Origin of the sequence: Agrobacterium vitis (assembly GCF_014926405.1) — a bacterium.
GTDB classification, from domain to species: domain Bacteria; phylum Pseudomonadota; class Alphaproteobacteria; order Rhizobiales; family Rhizobiaceae; genus Allorhizobium; species Allorhizobium vitis_H.
Genome location: NZ_JACXXJ020000005.1, coordinates 18,982 through 43,767 on the forward strand (window position 1 = coordinate 18,982; position 24,786 = coordinate 43,767).

A 24,786-nucleotide genomic window follows, 5' to 3' on the forward strand; every position below is an offset into this window, starting at 1 on the left:
GGATGTCAAGGGTGTGCGATGATCTTGTCGGGCAATGTTGATCGGCTGTGATGGGTGGCGAGAAATCTGCATCTGCCTCTTGCAACAGCCTGCGGACTGCGCACATGTCCCTGCATGACGATGAGGCTGCCCATGAAAATCGGCTTTTACGCGCCGTTGAAATCCCCCGATCATCCGATCCCCTCCGGCGACCGGCTAATGGCGCGCCTCCTGCTGCGCGCTTTGCGGCTGGCGGGCCATGATGTCAGCGTGGCGTCTGATCTGCGCAGTTTCCACGCGACGCCGGAGACGGTTCTGCCGGATCTGGCCGAGGCGGCGCAGGAAGAGATTGAGCGGCTGGCCGGGCTTTATCAGCGCCAGGGCAAACCGGATCTGTGGTTCTGCTATCACCCGTATTATAAGGCACCGGACCTGATCGGACCGCAGCTCTGCCACCGGTTCACGATCCCCTATGTCACCGCCGAGGCTTCCTATTCGCAGCGGCGTAATCTGGGCGTTTGGGCTGGTTTTCAGGACAGGTTGCTGGATACGGTCAGGAGTGCCGCTGTCAATCTCTGCCTGACGGCGCGCGATATGCAGGGTTTGCAGGCCGTCGCTCCGCAAGCCCGGCTGGCTCGGCTAACGCCTTTTATCGATGCGCAGGCCTTTCTTGTCCGCCCGCGGCAGCCAGAGCAACATCTGCTGGCAACCGTGGCGATGATGCGCCCCGGCGATAAGATCAGCAGCTATGGCGCGCTGGCCAAGGCGCTGGCACTGTTGCCCGATCTAGCCTGGCGGCTGAAGGTGGTGGGGGATGGACCCTGCGGGGCCAAGGTACGGGCGCTGTTTTCCGGCTTTCCGCCGGATAGGGTCGAATTCCTGGGCGAGCAACCGCCGCAAGTCGTCGCCGAGATCTTATCGACCGCATCGGTCTATGTCTGGCCGGGCCATGGCGAAGCCTATGGCCTTGCCTATCTGGAGGCGCAGGCGGCAGGCCTGCCGGTCGTGGCGGAGGCCGTGGCGGGCGTGCCGGAAGTGGTTGCGCCTGGTATAACGGGATTTTTAACGCCGCCCGGCGACGCGTCTGCCTATGCGCAAGCCATAGCGACCCTGCTGACCGATGCGTCCCAACGCCAGACAATGGCCCAAGCGGCTCGCCAGTTGGTCGAACAAGATCGCTCGATTGAGGCGGCCAGCGCCCGGCTTTCCACTATTCTGGAACAGTGTCTGGGCGATAGTGCTAAACTGGAATCGGAAGGCGGGAATCATAATGTCTGAAATTCTCTTGAGACAGTGCCTCGATGATCTCGCCACCCAAGGAAAGACGGTCAAATTCTGGCTGCGCGATGACGATGCGGTTGAGCCAAGCGACCCGCTGGAGACTTTGCTGGGGCTTGCCCGCCGCTTTGAGATACCGCTAACGCTGGCGGTCATTCCCGAGCCGACGGGTGTGACGCTGGCCGGATTGCTGCGGGCAGAATCCCTGGCCACCATTGCCGTGCATGGCTGGAACCACCAGAGCCATGCTGGTCCGGGTGAAAAGAAGCAGGAACTGGGTGGGCATCGCCCGGCAGCAATCGTCCTGGACGAGCTGCGCCATGGATTGGGCAAGCTGCGCGGACTTTACGGTGAACAGTTGTTGCCGATGCTGGTGCCGCCCTGGAACCGGATCGACAAGGCTTTGCTGCCAGCGCTGCCCGGTCTCGGCTTTACGGCGCTGTCGGTGTTTGGCCGGGAGAAGCGAGGGGCGGTCTTGGCTCTCCTCAACACCCATGTGGATGTAATGGACTGGCGCGGGACGCGGGGTGGGCGTGATGCCGATATCCTGTTTGCGGAACTGGCTGCCTATCTCGCCCCAGAATCTGAGCCTTTACACGCCATAGGCATCTTGACCCATCATCTGGTTCATGACCAAACGGTCTGGGATTTCCTGACGCGGCTGTTCGCGCTGACCGCCACCCATCCGGCCTGCCGCTGGGAAAGTGCGCGGACATTGCTTCAGCGGCAAGCATAAGCACCTACCAGGATTTCCAGCCGATCAGCAATCCGCCATCCGTGGCCAGGGCCGCATCCCGCGCCGTCTCCACCTCGGCAAACGGCGCGCCGCGCTCCAGATTGGCGGCCACAAAGCCGGAATCGGGAACGGTAAAGCTGGTGCCTCGAAACACCACGGTCATCAGCAGCGGCCCGGTGGACCACCAGGCGGGGGCATCCGGCAGCAGCGCCATGGCCTTCGGCATGGCCTCGATAATTCGCGCAAAGACCGGATGGCCGGGCGGGCTGGCGATCAAGGAATTGGTTAGCAGCAAGCTACCAAGGCCGGTCTGACGCGGCGTGTCCTCGGCAAGGGCGGCAAGCCCGGTCAGAGGCAGGCAATCGGCAAAGCCGATATCGTCGCGGGCCGGATACCAGTCGCAATCGAGGTAAATCCCTCCACACTGCTGAAGAATCAGATAGCGCGCCACATCCACGGCACCGGGATAGTCGCCACGCGCCAGCATGGCTTTAAAGCTTGGATGCTGGTCAAACCCCTGTGCTTCAAGATCGGCCTCGCGCCACAGCCGATAGGCAAAGCCATTGCGGGCACAGTGGGCGGCCCAGGCCTGGCAGGCGGGTGGCAGGGCAAGGCTGCCAAGCCAGATCTGGTGCAGCACTCTTGGCATTGCTACGCGGTTCAGCACCGCCATATCTCGCCGCTCATCGCTGCTGAAGCGCGAAAACGGCAAAAGCAGGTCCGGCGGAGGTGCCAATGTATATTGCAGCCCGGTTATCCGCAGCCGGTCGCCCGCGATCTTGGCCAGCTTCAGATAGGCTGAATGCAGTTTGCGCGGCAGGCCAAGGGCGGTGTCCGGCCCCAATTCGGCCTGCGCCAGCAAGCCATGGTCGCCAGCCAGGGCATCCAGCATGGCTTTTGCCGCCTCAGGCTCCCGCTTACGGGCAAGCTCCAGGCTTTGGGCAATCATGGCGCGACTTTTCTGTCGGGGTGGAAGGTCATGACTCACGATTACAGGTCCATTTTATCAGTCTTCAGTCCTACCGATAAAAAACTGACATGTGCAAGCCGTAAAGCCATGTCCGGGTCGCGATTAAAGCATGTGTGTCAGCGATAGACATCAATGATTTGCTAAGATACGGTACCTACAAAGTCATAAGACGGGTTGGGAAAAGTGACGCATGGCAGAATGCGCAGATCTGCTTTATGTGGATAATATCAGTGTGTCTTTTCCCCTGTTGGGCGCAAGCATCCAGGCGGTCAAGTCTTTCAGCATGGTGCTGCGGCCTGGCAAGGTCACGGCGCTGGTCGGTGAATCCGGGTCGGGTAAATCCGTGCTTGGTCGCTCGATCATGGGGATCGAGTCCAACCTGGCACAGATCAATGGCCGGGTTGTTTTTAATGATCCGCAAAAGGCAGCCCAGGTCGATCTGCTGTCCTTGCCCTATGATGGTCGTCAGATCCGCCAGATTCGCGGCAACCGGATCGGCATGATCTTCCAGGAGCCGATGACCTCGTTTTCGCCGGTCCATACCGTCGGCAATCAGATTGAGGAAGTGCTGCGGGTCCACACCGCGCTTTCGCCGCGTGAGCGCCAGGAACGGCTGGAAGAAATGCTGGGTCTGGTCGGGTTCAACGACCCGGCCCGTGTGGCAACCATGTATCCGTTCGAGCTGTCCGGCGGCATGCGCCAGCGGGCGATGATTGCCATGGCGCTGATCTGTAATCCGGCGCTGCTGATTGCAGATGAGCCGACCACGGCGCTTGATGTCACCATTCAGGCGCAGATCCTCAAACTCCTGAAGGAATTGCAGGAAAAGCTTGGCATGGCGATCCTGCTGATCACCCATGATCTCGGTGTCGTCGCCAGTCTGGCTGATGAAGTGGTGGTGATCTATCGCGGCGAAGTGATGGAATCCGGCCCGGTTGAGGCAATTTTCAGCGCGCCGCAACATGCCTATACCAAGGGCCTGATGCAGGCGGTGCCGCATTTCGACATGGACCGCAATGAGCGCCTGAAACCGCTTCGGGAAATCCGCGTCGATACCGGACGATTGATGGACAAGTGTCGTGTGCCGTCCGGCGGCGATGGCGTGTTGCTCTCGGTGCGCAATATTTCCAAATCCTTCCAGTCCAAGGGCTCTAACGGGTTTTTCTCGCGCCCGACTGCGCCGACGCTGGCCGTCAACGACGTCTCCTTCGATATTTTTCGCGGTGAAACCTTAGGCTTGGTCGGCGAAAGCGGTTGCGGCAAGACCACGCTCAGCAAGATTTTGATGCGCGGCGTCACGGCTGATCACGGCACGGCTGTCTATCATGGCACCGATGGTCCGCTGGATATGCTGAAGGCTGAAGGATCAAAGCTGCAAGACCTGCGCACTCGCATTCAGATGGTGTTCCAGGACCCTGTCTCTTCCCTGTCTCCGCGCATGACCGTGCGCGGCATCATCAGCGAACCCTTGGAAATTCATGATCGTGGCAACCGGGCCGCTCGGCTGGATCTGGTCAACCGGCTGATCCATGCGATTGGCCTGCCTGAGACGGCGCTGGGCCGCTATCCGCATAGTTTTTCCGGTGGGCAGCGGCAGCGGATCGGCATTGCCCGCTCGCTGGCACTGGGGCCGGATCTTGTCATCTGCGATGAGCCGGTCTCGGCGCTGGATGTCTCTGTGCAGGCACAAATCCTCAACCTGATGAAGGATTTGAAGAGTGAGCTTGGCCTGACCTATCTGTTCATTTCCCACAATCTGGCCGTGGTGAATTACATGGCCGACCGGGTGGCAGTGATGTATGCGGGCCGTATTGTCGAGATTGCCCCTTGCGAGGTGATCATGCGCGATCCGGTCCATCCCTATACCAAGAAATTGCTGGCGGCGGTGCCGCTGCCCAATCTGGATCATCCGATGGATTTCAACTTGATCGGAGAACCGTCGCGGGCTGCCAAAAAGCGCTGGGCCAGGCATTTTCACGATGAAGGCGATCCGGCGACGCTTGCCCATGCCGATCTGGGTGGTGGCCATCTGGTTTTGGCCCGCCGTGAGGTGGATGCAAGGGAGTTGCGCTCGTGATCCGCCACCACCTTACGCGCCGTCGGGCGCTTGCGCTGATGTCCGCCGCCTTGCTGCCGCGTCCGCTTCTTGCGGCTCCCAGCCCAGTGGAACCGGACCTCCTGAAGGCCAAGGTCGAGGCTGGCCAACTGCCGCCAATGGCTGAACGCTTGCCGAAAGTGCCGCGTGTCGTGCCCCTTGAAGGGCCTGAGCGAGCGCCCGGACGCTATGGCGGGACGATCCGCATGTTGATCGGCGGCCAGCGCGATATCAGATATATGCCGATCAATTGTTACTGTCGGCTGATCGGCTATGATCTCGACTTCAATTTCCAGCCGGATCTGCTGGAACGGTTCGAGGTGGTCGAGGAGCGGATCTTTACCTTCCACCTGCGCGACGGCCATCGCTGGTCGGACGGTTTGCCGTTTACGGCAGAGGATTTCCGCTATGTCTGGGAAGACATGTTCCATGACAAAAAGCTTCACAAGGGCGGAATTCCGACGGTTTTCCGGGTCAATGACAAGGAACCGGTCTTTGAGGTGCTGGACGCGCTGACCGTTCGTTATACCTGGGAGGACCCTAATCCGGATTTCCTGGCCGAGCTTGCCGCCCCGACCGCAACCCGCATCATGATGCCTGCCGCCTATCTCAAGCAGTTCCACCACAAATACCAGGCCAAGGAAAAGCTGGAGGAGCTGGCCAAACGAAACGGCGTGCAGGATTGGGTGGCGCTGCATCAGAAAATGTCGCGCATCGTGCGCCCGGAAAATCCTGACCTGCCGACGCTGGATGCCTGGCTTCCCCGGACCGCGCCGCCATCGGGCCAGTTCATCTTCGAGCGTAATCCCTTCTATCACCGGGTGGACGAGAACGGCTTGCAGCTACCCTATATCGACAAGGTGGTGATGGGCGTTGGTTCCGGCGACCTGATATCAGCCAAGACCGGCACGGGCGAAAGCGATCTGCAATTCACCAATCTGGATTTTGCCGATTATACCTTCCTGAAAAACGCCGAGAAACGCTATCCGATCAAGGTCGATCTGTGGAAGCGCACCCAAGGGGCGCGCATCGCGCTGATGCCCAACCTGAATTGCAAGGATCTGGTCTGGCGTCAGGTGCTGCTCGATGTTCGGGTGCGCCGGGCGCTGTCCCTGGCCATCAACCGCGAAGAGATTAACAAGGCGGTGTTTTTCGGCCTGGCCCAGGCTTCGGCCAATGCCATCCTGCCTGAAAGCCCGCTGTTCAAGCCGGAATATCGCGATGCCTGGGCCGGTTTTGACCCCGATCAGGCCAATGCGCTGTTGGATGAGGCGGGCCTTGAGCGCCCTGACCGGCATGGCCTTCGCCTGTTGCCGGACGGGCGCGAGGCGGTGCTGATTGTCGAGAGCACCGGGGAAAGCTCCTTCGATTCCGACGTGCTGGAGCTGATTACCGATCACTTCCGCAAGATCGGCTTCCGGCTTTTCGTGCATATCTCGCATCGCGAGCTGTTTCGCCGCCGCATCACCAATGGCGAAACGGTGATGGCCGTCTGGCAGGGACTGGACAATGGCGTGCCGACCGCCGATATGTCGCCACGTGAATTGGCTCCGACCAGTGACGATCAGTTGCAATGGCCGCTTTGGGGCCTGCACACGCTGTCAGGCGGCGGCGATGGTCGGGCACCGGAAATTGCCGAGGCGCGGGCCTTGCTCGACCTGTTTCGGGCTTGGCGGCAGTCCGATCTGCTGGAGGAACGCACGGCGATCTGGCATGACATGCTGCGGCTCTATACCGATCAGGTCTTTACCATCGGCATCGTCAATTCCGCCTTGCAGCCGGTGGTGAAATCGCGAAAGCTCAGGAACCTGCCGGAAAAAGGCCTGTTTGGCTTCGTCCCGACCTCCCAACTCGGCGTCTATATGCCGGATACATTCTGGTATGATGAGGATGCGACATGATCCGCTATATTCTCTGGCGCATTGCCGTGATGATCCCGACGCTGATCATGATTTCCATGCTGGTCTTCACCATTATCGAGCTGCCGCCCGGCGATTATTTTGAAAGCTATGTCGAGGAAATGCGGGCCATCGGCGAAAAGGCCGATTTGCAGGAAATCGAGGATTTGAAGGCGCGCTACGGTTTCGACCAGCCCGCGCCGATCCGCTATTTCAACTGGGTCACCGGCTTTGTGCAGGGCGATTTCGGCTATTCCTTCGAATATCGTATGCCGGTGGCCGATGTGGTCGGCGATCGGGTCTGGCTGACCATCCTGGTTTCCACCGTCACCATCGCCGTCACCTGGCTGCTGGCCTTTCCAATCGGCATCTATTCCGCCACCCATCAGTATAGCTGGGGCGATTACGGGTTGACCTTGCTGGGCCTGATCGGCATCGCCGTGCCGAATTTCATCCTGGCGCTTGTCATGATGTATTTCGCCAATATCTGGTTCGGCATCTCCATCGGCCATCTGATGGACCAGCGCTTTCTGGGTCAGGCGATGAGCTGGGACAAGTTCAAGTCTATCCTCGAACATTTGTGGATTCCGGTCATCATCATCGGCACGGCGGGCACCGCTGGCATGGTGCGCCGTGTCAGGGCCAATCTGCTGGACGAGCTGCACAAGCAATATGTGATGACGGCGCGCGCCAAGGGACTGCACCCGTTTCGGGTGCTGATCAAATATCCGCTGCGCATGTCGTTGAATTTCTTCATTTCCGATATCGGCTCCATCCTGCCAACAATCATTTCCGGGGCTGAAATCACCGCCGTCGTGCTGTCTCTGGAAACCACCGGCCCGATGCTGATCCGGGCGCTCCAGGACCAGGACATGTATCTGGCCGGATCGTTTCTGATGTTCCTGGCGGTGCTGACGGTCATCGGCGTGCTGATTTCGGATATCGCGCTGGCGCTGCTTGATCCGCGTATCCGTTTGCAGGGAGGGCGCAGCAAATGAGCGACACACACGCTGGCCCCTCCACTGGTGGCGCGATACCGCATTACGTCTCGCCTTTGCCTTTCGATCCCTATGCGGCGGAGGACGAGGTCACATCCCGACGCTCACCGATCGATCAGGCCTCGCAATTTCGCCTGACCTGGTGGCGGTTCAAGCGGCACAAACTGGCCTATTATTCCGGCATGCTGCTGCTGGCGGCCTATCTGATGATTGTCGTCATCGAATTTCTGGCTCCCTACAATGTCCATACCCGTAATGTCGATCAGATCTATGCGCCGCCGCAGGCCGTGCATCTGTTCGACAAGGGCAGTTTTGTCGGGCCTTTCGTCTATGGCCGGACGATGTCGCTGGATATGGACACATTGAAACGGGTCTATACCGAAGATCCGCAACAGGTGCAGAAGCTGCGGTTCTTTTGCCGGGGCGATAGCTATCGTTTCTGGGGTCTGGTGGACAGTGATCGGCATCTGGTCTGTCCGGCGCAAGGTGGCACCTTCTTCCTGCTGGGTACCGACCGGCTGGGCCGGGACGTGCTGTCGCGTATTCTCTATGGTGCCCGGATTTCGCTGACCATCGGCCTTTTGGGCGTGATGACCAGTTTCGTGCTTGGCATCGTCATCGGCGGGCTGGCGGGCTATTGGGGCGGCTGGTTCGACATGGTCGTGCAGCGTGTTACCGAAGTGCTGCATTCCATTCCCAGCATTCCGCTGTGGCTGGCGCTGGCGGCGATCATGCCGCCGGACTGGAGCCCGCTGCTGGTCTATCTCGGCATCACCTTCATTCTCGGCCTGTTGGACTGGACCGGGCTGGCGCGGGCGGTGCGCTCCAAGCTGCTGGCGCTGCGCGAAGAAGATTACGTGCTGGCCGCCCAGATGATGGGATCGGGCAGCGCCCGCATCATCGGCCGTCATCTCATTCCCGGCTTCATGTCACATCTGATTGCCAGCGCGACGCTGACCATTCCCGGCATGATCCTGGGCGAAACAACCCTGAGTTTTCTAGGGCTTGGCCTTCGTCCACCAATTACCAGCTGGGGTGTGTTGCTGACAGAGGCGCGCTCGGTCAATGTGATTGCACTTTATCCTTGGCTGCTGTTCCCGGTCGTTCCCGTCATCGTGATCATTCTTGCCTTCAATTTTCTAGGGGATGGTCTTAGGGATGCCGCAGATCCATATAAGTGATCGCTATAAACAGGAACGGCGACCCTTATCCATTTCCATGGCTTTTGCTCAATCCGTCCGGATTGACGGTTCCATGCAGTGACACTTCTCGGAGAGACTGACCACATGTCGAGACGACTGGGGCAAGCCCGCATCCTCATGTACAGCCATGACACGTTCGGTCTCGGCCATTTGCGCCGCTGCCGCACCATTGCCCATTCGCTGGTGGAGGATTATCGGGGCCTGCAAGTGCTGATCATTTCAGGCGCGACGATTGCCGGTGCCTTCGATTATCGCGCCCGGGTCGATTTCGTCAAAATTCCCAGCGTCATCAAGCTGCGCAATGGCGAATATACCTCGATGGATCGCCATATCGATCTGCATGAGACGTTGAAAATGCGCCAGTCGATCATCCGCCACACGGCGGAAAGTTTCGAGCCGGACATGTTCATCATCGACAAGGAACCGCTTGGCCTGCGCGGCGAGGTGGAGGACACGCTGACCTATCTGAAAACCCGCGGCACGAAACTGGTGCTCGGCCTGCGCGACGTGATGGATGCGCCGCATCTTCTGGAAGCGGAATGGAAGCGCAATGATGTCCTGGCCAAGATCGCCCGGCTCTATGACGATGTCTGGGTCTATGGGCCGCCGGATTTCTATGATCCGCTGACCGGCATCGACGCGCCGCCAGCCTTGCGCTCGAAAATGCGTTTCGTCGGCTTCCTGCAACGCAATGCCCTGACGGGGACCCGGTCGGATCACTCGCCCCAGGAAGATTATCTGCTGGTCACCACCGGTGGCGGTGGCGATGGCGGCGATCTGGTGCGCGATGTGATTGCCGCCTATCAGGCCGATCCGACGCTGGACCAGCAGGCCCTGGTGGTGCTGGGGCCTTATATGCCCGCCGACTTGCGGCAGAAATTCATGGAGGCGGGGTCGCGCCATCCGAAGCTGACGATGATCGAATTCGACAACCGCATGGAGGACCTGATCGCCGGTGCCAAGGCGGTGGTGGCCATGGGCGGCTATAATACCTATTGTGAAATCCTGTCCTTCGATAAGCCCGCCCTGATCGTGCCGCGCACCGAGCCGCGCGAGGAACAGTTGATCCGCGCCACCCGCGCCTGTGAATTGGGTCTGGTCAGCATGGTCCTGCCCGACCAATCCAGCGATAGCATGGCGTTTGCCCAGGCGATCAAGGCCGTGTTGAAGCGCGATCCGCCTTCGGTCAGTGCACCGGGCATGCATCTCGAGGGACTGCCGGCCATTTCCCGCATCGTTGCCGATTGTCTGGAGGAGCGCGGTGCCGGACGGTTCTCGGTGGTGCAAGGGTAAGATCGTGTCGCAGCCTCGAAAGATCGTCGTTTTATTGAAAGGTTATCCGCGCCTGTCGGAAACCTTTATCGCACAGGAATTGCTGGGCCTGGAGCAGGCTGGCTTTGCGCTGGAACTGGTGGCCATGCGCCGCCCGACCGACAAGAAGCGCCACCCCGTGCATGATGAAATCCAGGCGCCGGTCCATTATCTGCCGGAATATTTGCATGAAGAACCGCTCCGCGTGCTGAAAGCCCTATGGGCTGTGCGGCGTCTGCCCGGTTTTCGCCCGGTTCTCACGCAGTTTTTCCAGGATTTGCGGCGCGATTTCTCCCGCAACCGGTTTCGCCGTCTTGGTCAGGCCATGGTGCTGGTGGCCGAATGGCCTGGCAAGGCGGATTGGCTGCATGCGCATTTCATCCACACGCCCGCCTCGGTCGCCTTTTATGCCAGCCTGCTTGGCAGCAGGGGGTTCAGCGTTTCGGCCCATGCCAAGGATATCTGGACATCGGAAAGCTGGGATCTGGCCGACAAGCTGGCCCATGCCGCCTGGGTGGTGACCTGCACGAAAGTCGGTTTCGACCGGTTGAGCGCTCTGGCCGATGGGCGTGGCAGCGTCCACCTCAGCTATCACGGGCTCGATCTTGATCGATTTCCGCATTTCGAGGGCGTGCGTCCGGTACGTGACGGTTCTGCCCCCGCCGATCCACTGCGATTGCTGTCGGTTGGCCGTGCGGTGAAAAAGAAGGGCTACGATGTGCTGCTGCGGGCGCTCGCCGCACTTCCCGCCGATCTCAACTGGCACTTTACCCATATCGGGGGTGGTGACGAACTGGCCCGCTTGCAGGCCTTGGCGGATCAGCTTGGCATTGCCAGTCGCATCACCTGGAAAGGGGCGATGGACCAGCGCGATGTGCTGACCCATTACCGTGACAGCGACCTTTTCGCACTTGCCTGCCGGATTACCGCCGATGGCGACCGCGACGGCCTGCCGAATGTGCTGGTGGAGGCCGCAAGTCAGGGGCTGATGCCGGTCAGCACCACGGTCTCGGGGATATCCGAACTGTTGATAACAGGCGAAAACGGACTGCTGGTGGAGCCAGATGACGCGCAGGCGCTGGCTTTGGCGCTGGAGAAAGCCATGCGTGATCCGGCCTTGCGCGCCCGGCTCGGATCCGCCGCCGAGGGCAAGGTGCGGCGGGATTTCGATTACCGCAACAGCATCCGTGACCTGACGGACTTGTTTTCTGGCCGTCAATAAGCACTTGCATAGGGTCGGGTTTCAGGAAATATGCCTTTGACGGCGCATGGCATTGCCTGCGTCTTGCCATTCTGCGAAAAGCAGACATCTCCCAGGAGCAAACGGGCATGACCCTTCGTGCAAAACGGGTATTCTTTTATGTGCAGCATTTGCTGGGTATCGGCCATCTGGCCCGGGCCAGTCGATTGGCCGAGGCCATGGCAGAATCTGGATTGTCGGTCACGCTGGTGACGGGCGGAACGTCGGTCAAGGGCTTTCCTGGACCGGGTATCGAGCATGTGCAATTGCCCGCCGTTGTCTCAGCGACTGGCTTTGCCGGTCTGGTCGATAGCGAAGGCAAGCCGGTCGACGCCAGTTTCGAGACAAGCCGTGCCGCATTGTTGTTGGCGGCCTTCGAGGCGGTTCGCCCGGATGTTGTGATCATCGAGGCTTTTCCGTTCGGACGTCGACAGGTGCGCTTCGAGCTTCTGCCGCTGCTGGATGCGATCAAGGCCACGCATCCCAAGCCGTTGCTGCTCAGTTCGGTGCGCGACATTTTGCAGGAAAATCGCAAGCCCGGCCGCGACAAGGAAACCGTCAAACTGGTGCAGGACCATTTCGATGGCGTTCTCGTGCATGGCGATCCGCAATTCGTCGAGCTGGAAGAGACATTTCCGCTGGCAAAGACCATTCATGACAAGCTGCATTATACCGGCCTTGTTGCAGCCCCTGAGCCGGAACCGGCAGAAGAGGTCTTCGACATCGTCATTTCGGCAGGAGGAGGGGCGGTCGGTGCCGCCTTGATCGAAGCGGCGCTGGATGCCCGCGATAGTCTCGGCGGTGATCTCGGTGAACAGCTGCGCTGGTGCCTGATTACCGGACCCAACCTGCCTGAGGCCGATTACGAGCGCTTTACCCAGCGCGCGCCTGGCGCTGTCGCACTCTATCGCTTTCGCCCGGATTTTCCGGCCTTGTTGCCCAAGGCCAAACTGTCGATTTCACAGGCGGGATATAACACGGTCTGCGATGTGTTGCGGGCCAGATGTCCGGCGCTGCTGGTGCCGTTTGCGGCAGGCGGCGAAACCGAGCAGACGGTGCGGGCGGAAAAACTGCAAGCGCTGGGCCTGGCCGTGGTTATCGGCGAGGACAGATTGAATGGCGAGGCCATGGCGAAGGCCATCACCAAGGCGCTGAAATTGAAGTTTCCTAAAAAACTGTCTGTTTCGCTGAACGGTGCCGCGAAAACGGCGCGGCTGGTTACGGATTTGGTGGAGCAGCGACAGGCGGGGTGAGGGGCTTTATGCCTCACATCTCTGATGGATGTGAGGTATTTGCAGGCTATTTAACCAAGCATGATTGCCCCGCTTATCACAACCCAAGCTGGCGATAATGTTCCAGATACCAGTCCATGGTCGCCTTGACGCCGACATCCAGCGTTGTCGTTGGTTTCTGGCCGGTGAGGGCTACCAGCAGGTCGGGGCTGGCGAAGGTGCGTGGCACGTCGCCCTGCTGCATCGGCAGCATTTTACGCTTGGTCGGGCGGCCCATGATGGTCTCGATGGTCTCGATGAAATCCATCAGCGCGATCGGCTGGCCACCACCGATATTGATGACGCGAAACGGCGCGTTATGAGAGAGCGTATCCAGGTTTTCCGGCGCGCGTACTCGGTTTTCCTCGCCGGGGGCAATGGCTGACAGCGCGATGACACTGTCGATCAGGTCGTCGATATAGGTGAAATCGCGGCTCATCTTGCCTTCGCCATAGATCTCGATGGCTTCATCGGCCAGCATAGCCTTCATGAACTTGAACAGCGCCATATCCGGGCGGCCCCAGGGGCCGTAGACGGTGAAGAACCGGAAGGCCGTGGTCGGCACTTTGTAGAGATGTGCGTAGCTGTGGGCCATCAGCTCCATGCCCTTCTTGCTGGCGGCATAGAAGGTCATCGGTTCGTCGGCGCGGTCGGTCTCACGGAAAGGAACCTGCGGATTGGCGCCGTAAATCGATGAGGTCGATGCCAGCATCAAATGCCCGATCTGCAATTGCCTGGCGATCTCGACAATGTTCCAGGACCCAATCAGGTTGGAATCCAGATAGGCTTTCGGGTTTTCGAGACTGTAGCGCACGCCTGCCTGGGCAGCGAGATGGATGATAACGTCGGGTTTGGCCTGATCCACAGCCCGCTCAAGCGCTGCGCGATCCTCCAGCATGCCAATGACGCCCGTGAAGCTTGGAAACTGGGCAAGAGCGGCATTGCGCGCTTCTTTCAATTTCAGATTGTAATAGGCGGTCATGCCGTCATAGCCGGTGACGGTATGGCCATCCTGAAGTAGACGGCGGGCCAGATGAAAGCCGATGAAGCCAGCGGTGCCGGTGATGAAATAGCGCACGAGAGAACTCACTTTCCAGATGGACGAAGCCGTTGTGTTTAAGGAACGGCTGTCCCGGCAAGTCAAGCGGGTTCTGGTAAAAGCCTTGATTTGATTCTGGTCAGGCGGCTCTGATCTGCGCCCGTTCTCTTGGGTCGGCGCCGAGCTTGAACTGATCAACCAGACCCATCAGCGTATCGGCTTCGTCGGCCAATTGGCGGGTGGCGGCATTGGTTTCCTCGACCATGGCGGCATTGCGTTGGGTCATCTGGTCCATGCCGTTGACGGCGGAATTGACCTCGCCCAAGGCGGTCGACTGGTCGCGGCTGGCCAGTGCAATCGCTTCGACCCGCTGTGAAACACTGACGATTTTCGTTGAGATTTCTGCCAGAACCTCGCCGGTGCGCTGTACCAGCTTTGCACCGGCGGCGACTTCCGTGCTCGACGTGTTGATCAGCGCCTTGATATCCTTGGCGGCATTGGCCGAGCGTTGCGCCAATTCGCGCACTTCCTGGGCAACGACCGCAAAGCCCTTGCCCGCTTCGCCGGCACGGGCGGCTTCGACGCCGGCGTTCAATGCCAGAAGGTTGGTCTGGAAGGCGATCTCGTCGATGACATCGATGATCTGGACAATCTGTCCGGAGGCATTTTCGATCCGGCCCATGGCATCGATGGCGCTGGCGACGACCTTGGAGGAGGTATCGGCAGCGGTTTTTGTCTCGGCAACGATGGTGTTGGCAGCCTGTGCCTGTTCGGTTGAGGATTTCACCGTCACGGTGATCTCGTCGACGGCGGCGGCGGTCTGTTCCAGCGATGCGGCCTGCTGTTCGGTGCGTTTGGCCAGGTCATCAGCGGCAGCGGTCATTTCGCCCGCATTGCGCTGAATCATATAGGTATTGGCGCGGATCTGGCGCATCGTGTCCTGAAGGTTTTGCAGCGACGTGTTGAAATCGACGCGCAATTGTTCGAGACGGCCGGTGAAAGGCGTATCGATGGTGACGGAGATATCGCCGCTGGCCAGCCGCCCCAATCCCCCCGCAAGGGCATTGACGGCAAATTCGATCTGCCGGTCGATGGCCTGTTTTTCAGCATCGTTGCGGCGGCGCTCTTCATCGGCTTCATTGCGCTCAGCCTCGCTGCGCTGCTCGATCTCGATCTTCGATAGCGCATTCTGCTTGAACACGCCGAGCGCGCGGGCCATTTCGCCGATTTCATCGACGCGGGCTTCCCCGCTGATGCCAGTGTCCAGCTTGCCATCGGCCAGACGGCGCATGGCGGCGGTGATCTGACCGATCGGTCCCTTGAAGGTCAGAACGAGGCCGATACCGGCAAACAGTGAAATCAGCAGGCCGAGGGTCATGGCGCCGATGGAAATCGAATTGGCGTCACGGCGTTCTTCCCCGGCGCTGATTTTTTGCATTTCAGCAAAAGACGTCAGCTGCTGCCAGATTCGGTCGAGATCGGTGCTGGCGGTCTGGAAATTGGTCTGACGATCCTGGCTGATCTTGACCAGCTCGGTGCTGGCCTTTTCCATCACGGCGATGGCGGGCGACAGCTTGGCTTCAAGCGGCGTATAGAGGCCAAAGGTGCCGGATGTGCCCTTAAGTGCAGCGAGCGCAGTTTTTAACCCGGCGAATTCCCGACGCAGGCTGGTGAGATTCTGCTCGGTCGGTGCCAGCATGAAGCTGGCGGTGGTGATCTGGAACCTGTAGGCGGCATCGATCAGGCCGCGCCCGTCGGTCAAAAGCAGCTGCGCCTTTTCAAGCGGCACGTCCATTTCGCCGAAGCGGGCTGTGGCATCCTTCATTTTCTGTTGTGCGGCAAGGCCGAGATAGGCGGACAGCTGGGTAAAATTCCGCAACTTGGTTGCCATGGCTTCGGCCACTTCCGGCGATTTGTCGCCTGCTGTTACCATGTCGCCGAGATCCTTGATGATGGTCTCGATGGTCCGGGCAGCGGATTTGTTCTTTTCCGGCAGGGCAGCGGCCAGGGGTGGCTGGCGAGTCTTCATTTCGGCGAGATTGGCCGCGACGTAGTCGAATTTCTCTTCCGGGGTTGGAAGGCTGCCGAATTTGCGATTGATATCCGTCAGAAAACCGCTGGTCAGTGCAATTTTGTCGGCGTCGCGCAGCATTTGCTTGGCGGCGGTCTCGTCAGCCTGGATCGACAGGGTCACTTTCTTCATGGCCTCGGACAGATCATTCTGGGCTGCGACAATATTGGCGGTGCCCTGGTTCATATCCTTGATCAGGTTGGCTTCCGTTTCGTGCAGCGACCAAAGCGTGCCCATGTGGCTGACGACGCCATCGACGGCGGTCGAAGCCTTTTCCAACTCGCTTCGGCCATCGGCATTGGCATCGAGTTGATCCAGCGTGCGCTTGAGCACCCGCTGCTGTTCTTTCAGCTTTTCGGTGACCGCATTGCGGCTTTGCTCTGTGGCCTTGTCGAGAAATTCCGTCATCGCGATAGACACATCGCGAAATCCGCTCAAGGATTGCAGCACGCTGTTGGAAATCTCCATCCGACCTTGAAGCAGGCCGGAGGCATAGAGACCGGTGAAGCCGACCGCGCCGATGGTGACGACGAAGGGAAGGATGAAAATCAATACCTTGGTCTGAATGCGGAAACGCGACAGCAAGCGATCTATGAACATGGGGTCCAGCTTCTCCAAAGCCATGTCGCCTGGCCGGATACGCGTCTTTGGCGCGTTTGGTTGAGCGATTGAGGCAGCAAATGCAAAGCGATTTCCGGATAAGGACGACATGTCTTGAGCGGCAAGTCTCTGCCATCGCTGTCCAGAAGCGTGTCAGACCTCTCACAGTCATTGTGCAGGCGCTGGCGGTCAACCGACATCATCGTCAATCAACGACATTAGGAGGTGTTTGTTAAGATCGACTTAAATTTGCCATTTCCCCCTTTTTATCGAGGGTATATGAGCTTGTAATATATAAGTGTAAATCAATGTTATTGAAGGAAAATGCCAACGCTGGCACTACGCCCGCTCGCATCGATCACCGTTAGTGTGGAGTAACCATTGCCATCGGGTGTCCAGCGGGTGGTGCGAGTACGAGCGAGATCCGGCAAGGCCTGTCCATTGGCCAGCCAGCGGAAGGGCGCGCGGCCCGCCTGAAGTTTCAGCACCAGCGGGAGCTGCGCGCCATCGGCGGTCCGGCCAAGTTCCACATGGGCGCCTTCCGGCGGATAGACGATCATCGGCGGTTTTTCGCGGGCATTGAGGGCGATCAAGCCGCTGGCGTCGCGTGAAAAGCGCCTGAGGCCGGGTGTGAGATCGCTTTTGGCGATCCGCAAGGCGCCCTCCGGCGGCGGGGGCAGGGGGGCTTGCGGCAGTTTGGACCGGGCAAAAGCCTCAAACAATACAGGGGCTGCGGTGCCATAACCGGTCAGACCGGGAATGGCACTGTTATCCGCCCTGCCAATCCAAACCCCAATCACCGTGCGGCCATCATAACCGATCGACCAGCCATCGCGGTAGCCATAGCTGGTGCCGGTTTTATAGGCGATCCGACCGGTCAGCGCGCCAAGCGGCGGGGCGACACCAGAGAGGATATCGGTGACGTTCCAGGCCGCTACCGGTTCCAGCAGGCGTCCGGGCTGAACATGAGCGCCACTGGGGATAGCGCAGTCGCGCAGCCGGATGGCGCTACCTTGCCGGGCAAGGGCGGTATAAAGCCCGACGAGATCTTTCAACGTCGTACCGGCGCCGCCCAGCGCGATGGCCAGCCCCGGAGTTTCCGCCTGGGGCAGATCGATCCTGATATCGGCTCGTTTCAGCCGGGCGAGCAATTGAGAGGGTCCGACCGCTTCCAGCAAGCGGACCGCTGGCACGTTCAGCGACAATTGCAGGGCATCGCGGATGGTGACGTCGCCCTGATAATGCATGTCGAAATTTTTCGGCCGATAGCCGGCGAAATCGGCGGGACGGTCTTCGATCACCGTATCCTGGGCAATCAGACCTTGTTCGAAAGCCAGGCCGTAGATCAGCGGCTTCAGCGTCGAACCCGGCGATCGCTTGATGCGCGTCATGTCGATCCAGCCGGAGCGGCTGGCATCGAGATAGGCGGCGGAGCCGACCCGGGCAAGGATTTCGCCGGTGCGGATGTCGGCGGCCAGAATTGCCACCGAGACCTTTGGAGGCAGTTTCTGGGCGGCCTGTCTGGCCACGGTTTCCAGGGCGGCCTGCACGTCTTTTTTGAGTGTGGTCGGATAGGTCAGGCTTTCTGGCCGCTTGCGTCGCTCGGCATCGCCGACATGGGCCGCGAGCATCGGCAATTCCAGCCTTGTCTTCGGGATCGGCACGGCGCTTGCCAATTGCCGGTCCTGCCCAGAAACAATTCCGGCTTTTTCCATGCGCGCCAGCACCCGGTCGCGGGCGGCAAGGGCGTTATCGGCAAAGCGGTCGGGCCGCCGCCGTTCCGGCAATTGCGGAAGGGCCACCAGCAGCGCTGCTTGCGCAGGCGTCAGATGTTTCGGCTCCTTGCCGAAATAGGCAAGCGACGCGGCCCGCACCCCTTCGAGATTGCCGCCATAGGGGGCATGGGTCAGATAGAGATCGAGAATGGCGGCCTTGTCCAGCCGATGTTCGATCTGGATGGCCCGCAGCGCTTGCTGGGTCTTGGCCAGAAAGGAGCGTGATTTTCGAGGTTCGATCAGCCTTGCCACCTGCATGGACAGCGTTGACGCACCTGACACGATCCGGCCATGGCGGATGAGCTGAAGGGATGCCCGGCCAAGCGCCAGCCCATCGACACCGGAATGCTGATAGAAACGCCGGTCCTCATAGGCGACCAGCATCCGCAGCAGCAAAGGATCGACATCGGAGGCCACGGTTTTCAGCCGCCAGCGGCCCTCCTGCGTGGTAAAGGCCCGCAGCAATTGCCCATCGGCATCCAGAAGTTCTGCCGAATTCGGGCTGATCGCATCGAGCGGCGGCGGAAAGGCCGCATCCAGCCGGTTCAGCCCATGCCAGACCACCCCGCCCACAAGCAGGCAGGTCAGCAGCACCAAGCCGAATGTCTTGCTGCGCCGGATCACTGTTCTGCCTTGACCTCCATGCGTCCCATCGCGGTGCGGGCGTAGCGCTGTGGGCGATACATATCCTCGACGCTGGCGGCAGGAAGGTCGAACACGCCCGGTGTCACGGCGCGCACCACATAGGCGAGAACCATGTCGCCACTGTCCTGACTGGCACTGTCGAGGGCGGCGACAAACCGGTCGTCGCGGAATTCCAGATGGGCGGCTTTGGTCTCGCCCAGCCAGTCGAAATTGGCGAGATCAGCACTGCCGACTAGGGCCGGATTGTCGATTTCCAGGCCAGCGGGGAGGAGGTCTGTCACCAGCAATTGCGTTGGCAGGCTCGGTTCTCCCATAGCAGCCCCGTTTGCAGCTTGTGCAACTTTCAACACCACGACATAACGCTGGTTCTGCACCGCCTCGCTGATATTCACCTTCTCGCCGGACAGCGTGTAATAGCTGCGCTCGATGGTGAAGCCTTCGCTGGCCGCGGGCAGCGGATATTTCGGCACGGCCACCGTGGTGACTGTTGCCGTCAGCGGATCGGCCCCGCTATTTTCCAGCGTCACCGGTTGATGCATCAGCTCCTCGCCCTCGATCCTCGCCCGGTAGCCGCCGGTTTTCAGGCTGCCATTGATGGTCACGGCAAGGCCATCGTCGCTTTTGTCCAGCGCCCGGGCGGCCAGCAGCATCCAGCTTTCCTCCTGGGTGCTGGTATAGGATTTGCGCTTCCAGTCTTCGATCACCGACCTGCTGAGCGCCGGGATGATTGGCGGCACGGGCCGGGCCTCGGCGGCCAGCGCCAGGATGGCCGCGCCGTCGCGCAATTGCGAGCCGTAGTCCGACCGCGCCAGACTGACCGGCGTGATCGAGCCTTGCTGCGATTGAGCGCTTGCGGTGCGGAAGATCGCCTCGGCCTTGACCGGATCGCCATAGAGCGACAGGGCCGCAGCCAGATGCGCCTTGGACAGTGGCGTCGGGAACCCGTCCAGCATCGTATCGGCATAATAACGCAGGTCGCTGATCGCGGCGCGGCGATTGCGGGCCAGCACATAGAGCGCATAGGCTATCTCATTGCCCTGCGCTTCGACATCGGTGTCATAGGATAGCTTGTTGGCCAGATTATCGAGCGCTTGCACCAGGGCGTTGTCGGGTACGTCGAAGCCCTTTTCACGGGCGCGGGTCAGGAAATCGCTGACATAGGCGTCCAGCCACAGGTCTTCCGAACCGGGTGCCCAAAGGCCGAAACTGCCTTGCGCCGCCTGATAGGACAGCACCCGGTAGATGGCGTCCTGAATGCGCCGGTTGATATCGGCATCAGCGGGCAGACCGGCGACATTGGCGAGATCGTTGAGATAGAGCAGCGGCAGCGCCCGGCTGGTGGTCTGCTCGGCGCAGCCATAGGGGTAGCGGTCAAGGCTGGTCAGCAGGGCGGCAATGTCGAAATTGGCACCACGCGACACCGATAGGCTCAGCGACGCGCCTTGCAGCACGCTATCGGCCAGAAGATCGCTGTCCACGCTCAGGCTTTTGCCAGCCGCCAGCGGCAATTCGCGCCGCGTCGTCACCGGTAACGCGGCTGGGCGCACCGGCAGATCCAGCGACCGGGTGAGCGACAGTCCAGTGTTCTTTGCCTCCCCGGTATTTGCGCCTGTGGCAGGGGGTCCTGCACCATTATTCTCACCAGTAGAAGTCGTTCCAACAGAGGTAAGCGCCACGGAAACCGTGCCATCGCCGGGGGTAAGCCCCCTCAACCCGATCGACAGGCTGGTCCGTGCCCCCGCCTTCAGCGTCACCGGGATCTGCGCCTTGGCAGGGTCGATTTCCACCGATGGATTGCCCTTCAGCGATAGCAGATAATCTCCATCCGGCGCATCGGTGGCGGTCAGATCGAGCTGGAGCCGGGCTTGATCGCCGGGGGCGAGAAAGCGCGGCAGGGAGGCGGTGATGACGACGGGATCACGGACGATCACATCGGTTTGCGCATGGCCGATGCCGGTGCGGTTCCAGGCGACGGCCATCAGGCGCACGGTGCCGTTGAATTGCGGAATGTCAAACTCCACCTGCGCCTTGCCGGTATGGTCGAGATGAACAGGGCCGGAAAACAGCGCCACCAGTTTTTCCTTGGGCGGGCTGGCCTGCAAGGCCATCATGCCGCCATCGCCGCCGGTGCGTAGTTTACCTATCGCGCCAAGCGACCCGTCGATCAACTGACCGTAGAGATCGCGCATTTCAATGCCCAGACGCCGCTGGCCGAAATACCAGCCATCCGGGTCAGGCGTCTCAAAGCGGGTGAGGTTGAGAATACCGACATCCACCGCCGCCACCGTCACATAGGCATCATTGCCGCCACCGGTGACGCTGATCGGTACGGTCAGCTTGCGGCGCGGCTCGATCTGCTGCGGCGGCGTCAGCTTGATGGCCAGCTTGCGGTTGGCCGGATCGACACTGAGCCAGGTGACGCCGATGGCGCGCATCGGCATACGGGTCTCCTGGCTTTCGCCCGGACGATAAAGGGTTGCGGTGATATAGGTGCCCGCGCCGATATTGTCGGTGACGGGAATATCGATTTCACCGCCGGTGGCGGCAAGGCTGGCGGTCTGCGTCGCGATCAGGGTTTCGGAGCCGATCGTCACCAGAACCTCACCGGCATAGCGCGACGATATTTTCAGCTTTGCCGTTTCACCGATCTTGTAGACTGGCTTGTCGAGGCCGATTTCCAATGCGTCCGGGGTTTCGGTCGATCCCGCTTCAACGAACCAGCCCGCATTGAATTCGATGCTGGAGGCCGCGCCATTCGGTGTTGGCGCATCGACTTCCAACCGGTAACGGCCCCAGCCGACCGGCATCGGCAGGTCGGTTTTCTCCGCGCCGATATCGACCGTGCCGCTGGCGGCAAGCTTGGTGGTGGTGATCGGCTCGAAGCGCCAGGCGCTGCCATCGCGATACCATTGATAGTTACGCTCCAGTTGCAGCAATTTCCACTTTGCAGCCGGAAGCGCCTGTGGCTTGCCATCGGCATCGAGCGCGATGAGTTGGAAATGTCCGGTGCTGTTTTCAGAAAGCTCGCCGGAAAACTCCGGCTTGATGCCGATGGCGGGCTGGCCGGTCTCAACCGGCAGGGTCAGCTGCCGCTCCACCGCCCGGCCGCCGCCTTCCTTCAGGCGCACGGACAATTGCGCCTGCAACAGCTGCGTGGTGGCGGGCAGATCATCAACCTGAAGATCGACGCTGCCATGGCCCTTGTCGTCTAGCGGCTGAAGCGCATCCAGCGTCAGGCTGCTATTGTCTCCGGCCTCTTCATCGGCAAGGCCGAAGACGAAGCCGGGCAGATCGTCGCGGCTGCGGGTCGGCTTGATGACCATGTCGCCTTCCAGCGAAAGGCCAGCAGCCGGTGCGCCGTAGAGATAGCGTCCATCGACACCAACCGACAGCGGCATGCCGGGTTTCAGCACCTCTGCTGCCGGTTTCAGGTCGAACTCGATCCGGTCGGGCAGGAAATCATCGACGAGAAAGGTCTTTTCGGTAATGGCCGGTTTTTTCGGATCGACATGAATGCCCAGCGTCCAGGTGCCGCGCATCACCGAGGTATCCAGCGCCAGATCCACAACATGACCGCCAAGACCGGCACCGGTACTGACCATGCGGCGATATTCCACGCCGTCTGGCCGTGTGAAAATAAAGGTCAGCGGCAGGCCGTCGATGGCTTCCGCGCCGATGTCGCGGGCAAGGGCGCTCACATGCACCGTGTCGCCGGGGCGGTAGATGCCGCGTTCCGTCCAGGCGAAAATATCGATGGCGCCCGGCGCGGTGCGCCCGGTAACGCCCCGGTCCGACAGGTCGAAACCGGCCTTGGTCATGTCGAGGAACACGAAATCCTTGCCCGGCTGCTCGCCGGTCAAAACGGCAGGGGCTAGCGCTGCACCGGAGCGCATCAGGCCAGCCGAAAAGGTGGCTCGGCCCTGATCATCGGTGGTGGCAGTGCCGAGGATTTCGTTGTTGCGGGCCAGCAATTTCAGCTCGACACCGGCGATTGGCTTGGCGGAGTTCAGCGAGCGGGCAAACACATTTAACCCGTCAGTACCGGCAAAGGTGGAAAGGCCGATATCGGACACCAGGAACCATTGCGTGGCGCGGTCTTCCCATTCGTCACTTTTACCGGCATTGGGGGATGCCGTCAGCACATAGATGCCCGGCTTGCGTTCCGGCAGAGCCTCGTCCACCGGAAAACTGGTGGTGACTTCACGGTTCAGGCTGCTTTCAATGTCGATTGAGCCTTGCCAGACCAGTTCGCCATTGTCCTTTTCGATCCGGTCGGCACCGTAACCGCTGAGCTGCGAGAGAAATTGCGAATTGCTCATCAGCGGCGCAATCGCACGTTCGCCGATCCGGTACAGCTTCAGATTGGCCTTGTCGGTGTTGACAGAGACCAGCGGAATGCCGCGCCGTGCCGCAGACGGCAGTACGAAATGGTCGCCGGTAAAGCGCACGGTCGGGCTACGGTCGCGGATATAGACATCGATATCGGTCTTTGCCGCCAGCGGCTCATCGACGGAGGAGGGTAGGCCTTCCCGCAGTCCAATCGTATAGCGCTGGCCATAGTCCAGCCCCTCGACGCAAAGCTGGCTGTCCTTGGCTTCCAGCACCTTTGGCGGCTTGCCATTGACGGTGACGAAGGCGGTATAGTCGGTGCCGCGATTGATCAACGGGTCGGAAAATTGCACGCAGGCGCGAGGGCTGGCGGCATCGGCATCGACGCTATTGCCGGTGATGCGAAAACCCTTGGTGGCTTTCAGCGCCAGATAGGCGGCGCGAACGGATTTATCGGCGATAAGCTCAAGGCTCGCCTTATAGGCGTTCAGTGCAGCGCGAAAATTCTCGTTTTTCTCCAGCGCTTTGGCCAGCACAGCCAGTGCATCGGCTCGCTCCTTGGCGCTGCGGGTCAGGTCATAGCCGAGAAGGGCAGCGTAAAGCCCCTGATTGGCAGTTGCGCGATCATCCTTGATGGTGTTGGCGGCACGGGCGGCGCTGATCCACAGACTGGCATCTTCAGGGGAAAGCTGGGCGGCGGCCAGAAACCCGGCCAGGGCGTCCGTGCCCTTGCCCGCCGTCAGGCTGGCATGGGCGCGACCGATCAACCCGTTAAGGCCCAGTTCAGGCTGTTCCGCCGTCTGTGCCAGCCGCGCCTTGAACGCGTTGGCTTGTGTGCGCAGACCATCGGAGATGAAGCCGAGCTTTGCAGGCGCGCCGATATCCGGCTCGGTGGCACTGGTGACAATCTTACCGGCAACGGCGCCTGCAAAGGGGCTGACCTGGTTGAAATCCGATTTCAGAAAGCACCAGCGGGCCTTGATATTATAGGTGAAGGCGCGGCAGGATTTGTCGTCGATACAGCTTGCCTGGCATTGGTCCAGAGTGACGTTTTGCGCGGTGCGCAGGTCAAAACCGCTGTAATCGCCATCCTGGGTCAGGGCGATGCTGCGGTTGGCTTCGGCAGCCATCGCTGTTTGTAGGGAGGCTGGCAGCATGAAGCTCAGGAGGGCGAGCGCCGTCCCGGCTAAAATCCGTTGCAGACCCATGACAATTGCCCCTCTTTACGTCAATCAACCGGCGCGTCGCGACGAGCCGCCCACTTCTCATGCATTCCCTTATCCCAAGGCTCGGAAATGCTCAAACATTCTCGCTTTGACATCATTGCGACGGCCCTACAGCTGTCCAAG

General features: G+C 60.4%; 14 protein-coding genes. 9 read left to right on the top strand and 5 right to left on the bottom strand.

All coding sequences use genetic code 11. From position 1 onward, the window contains the following. Window positions 1-132 precede the first annotated feature (132 nt). Complete coding sequence (locus IEI95_RS11325) at window positions 133-1,257, top strand: glycosyltransferase family 4 protein (RefSeq protein ID WP_194416436.1); 1,125 nt, start codon at window positions 133-135, stop codon at window positions 1,255-1,257. Further along, complete coding sequence (locus IEI95_RS11330) at window positions 1,250-1,993, top strand: polysaccharide deacetylase family protein (RefSeq protein WP_156535993.1); 744 nt, start codon at window positions 1,250-1,252, stop codon at window positions 1,991-1,993. The genes IEI95_RS11325 and IEI95_RS11330 overlap by 8 nt, the downstream gene beginning before the upstream one ends. Before the next feature lie 4 nt (window positions 1,994-1,997). Here the strand turns inward: IEI95_RS11330 and IEI95_RS11335 are convergent, their stop codons facing one another. After that, complete coding sequence (locus tag IEI95_RS11335) at window positions 1,998-2,942, bottom strand: glycosyltransferase family 32 protein (RefSeq protein WP_234891141.1); 945 nt, start codon at window positions 2,940-2,942, stop codon at window positions 1,998-2,000. Between the two features lie 211 nt (window positions 2,943-3,153). Here IEI95_RS11335 and IEI95_RS11340 point away from each other — a divergent pair, with 211 nt between their 5' ends. The 7 genes from IEI95_RS11340 to IEI95_RS11370 all read left to right on the top strand — a co-directional run bounded on the left by IEI95_RS11340 (window position 3,154) and on the right by IEI95_RS11370 (window position 12,960). Further along, entirely contained in the window at window positions 3,154-5,040 is a 1,887-nt protein-coding gene (locus IEI95_RS11340) for an ABC transporter ATP-binding protein (protein WP_156535994.1), read from the top strand. A gap of 38 nt (window positions 5,041-5,078) precedes the next feature. After that, entirely contained in the window at window positions 5,079-6,959 is a 1,881-nt protein-coding gene (locus IEI95_RS11345) for an ABC transporter substrate-binding protein (RefSeq protein ID WP_156536029.1), read from the top strand. Beyond that, complete coding sequence (locus tag IEI95_RS11350) at window positions 6,956-7,954, top strand: ABC transporter permease (protein ID WP_015917251.1); 999 nt, start codon at window positions 6,956-6,958, stop codon at window positions 7,952-7,954. The genes IEI95_RS11345 and IEI95_RS11350 overlap by 4 nt, the downstream gene beginning before the upstream one ends. Next, a complete protein-coding gene (locus IEI95_RS11355) occupies window positions 7,951-9,135 on the top strand; it encodes an ABC transporter permease (RefSeq protein ID WP_156535995.1) in 1,185 nt (394 codons plus the stop codon). The genes IEI95_RS11350 and IEI95_RS11355 overlap by 4 nt, the downstream gene beginning before the upstream one ends. Window positions 9,136-9,240: 105 nt before the next feature. Then, window positions 9,241-10,449 (top strand): glycosyltransferase family protein, encoded by a 1,209-nt coding sequence (locus tag IEI95_RS11360; protein WP_156535996.1) that lies wholly within the window; start codon window positions 9,241-9,243, stop codon window positions 10,447-10,449. Between the two features lie 4 nt (window positions 10,450-10,453). Next, window positions 10,454-11,689 (top strand): glycosyltransferase family 4 protein, encoded by a 1,236-nt coding sequence (locus IEI95_RS11365; RefSeq protein WP_194416437.1) that lies wholly within the window; start codon window positions 10,454-10,456, stop codon window positions 11,687-11,689. A 107-nt stretch (window positions 11,690-11,796) separates the two neighbouring features. Continuing rightward, window positions 11,797-12,960 carry a glycosyltransferase family protein gene (locus IEI95_RS11370; protein WP_194416438.1) on the top strand — a complete coding sequence of 388 codons (1,164 nt, stop codon included), beginning with the start codon at window positions 11,797-11,799 and terminating at the stop codon, window positions 12,958-12,960. 76 nt (window positions 12,961-13,036) lie between these two features. Here IEI95_RS11370 and IEI95_RS11375 read toward each other — a convergent pair whose 3' ends face one another. The 4 genes from IEI95_RS11375 to IEI95_RS11390 all read right to left on the bottom strand — a co-directional run bounded on the left by IEI95_RS11375 (window position 13,037) and on the right by IEI95_RS11390 (window position 24,645). Then, complete coding sequence (locus IEI95_RS11375; protein ID WP_194417281.1) at window positions 13,037-14,056, bottom strand: NAD-dependent epimerase/dehydratase family protein; 1,020 nt, start codon at window positions 14,054-14,056, stop codon at window positions 13,037-13,039. A 100-nt stretch (window positions 14,057-14,156) separates the two neighbouring features. Continuing rightward, window positions 14,157-16,688 carry a methyl-accepting chemotaxis protein gene (locus IEI95_RS11380; RefSeq protein WP_194416439.1) on the bottom strand — a complete coding sequence of 844 codons (2,532 nt, stop codon included), beginning with the start codon at window positions 16,686-16,688 and terminating at the stop codon, window positions 14,157-14,159. Between the two features lie 311 nt (window positions 16,689-16,999). Continuing rightward, the gene (pbpC, locus tag IEI95_RS11385) at window positions 17,000-19,084 is read right to left on the bottom strand and encodes a penicillin-binding protein 1C (RefSeq protein WP_420481798.1); all 2,085 of its coding nucleotides are present in this window, start codon (window positions 19,082-19,084) and stop codon (window positions 17,000-17,002) included. Further along, window positions 19,084-24,645 carry an MG2 domain-containing protein gene (locus IEI95_RS11390; protein WP_194416441.1) on the bottom strand — a complete coding sequence of 1,854 codons (5,562 nt, stop codon included), beginning with the start codon at window positions 24,643-24,645 and terminating at the stop codon, window positions 19,084-19,086. Before IEI95_RS11390 ends, pbpC begins: the two co-directional genes overlap by 1 nt. Window positions 24,646-24,786: the final 141 nt, after the last annotated feature.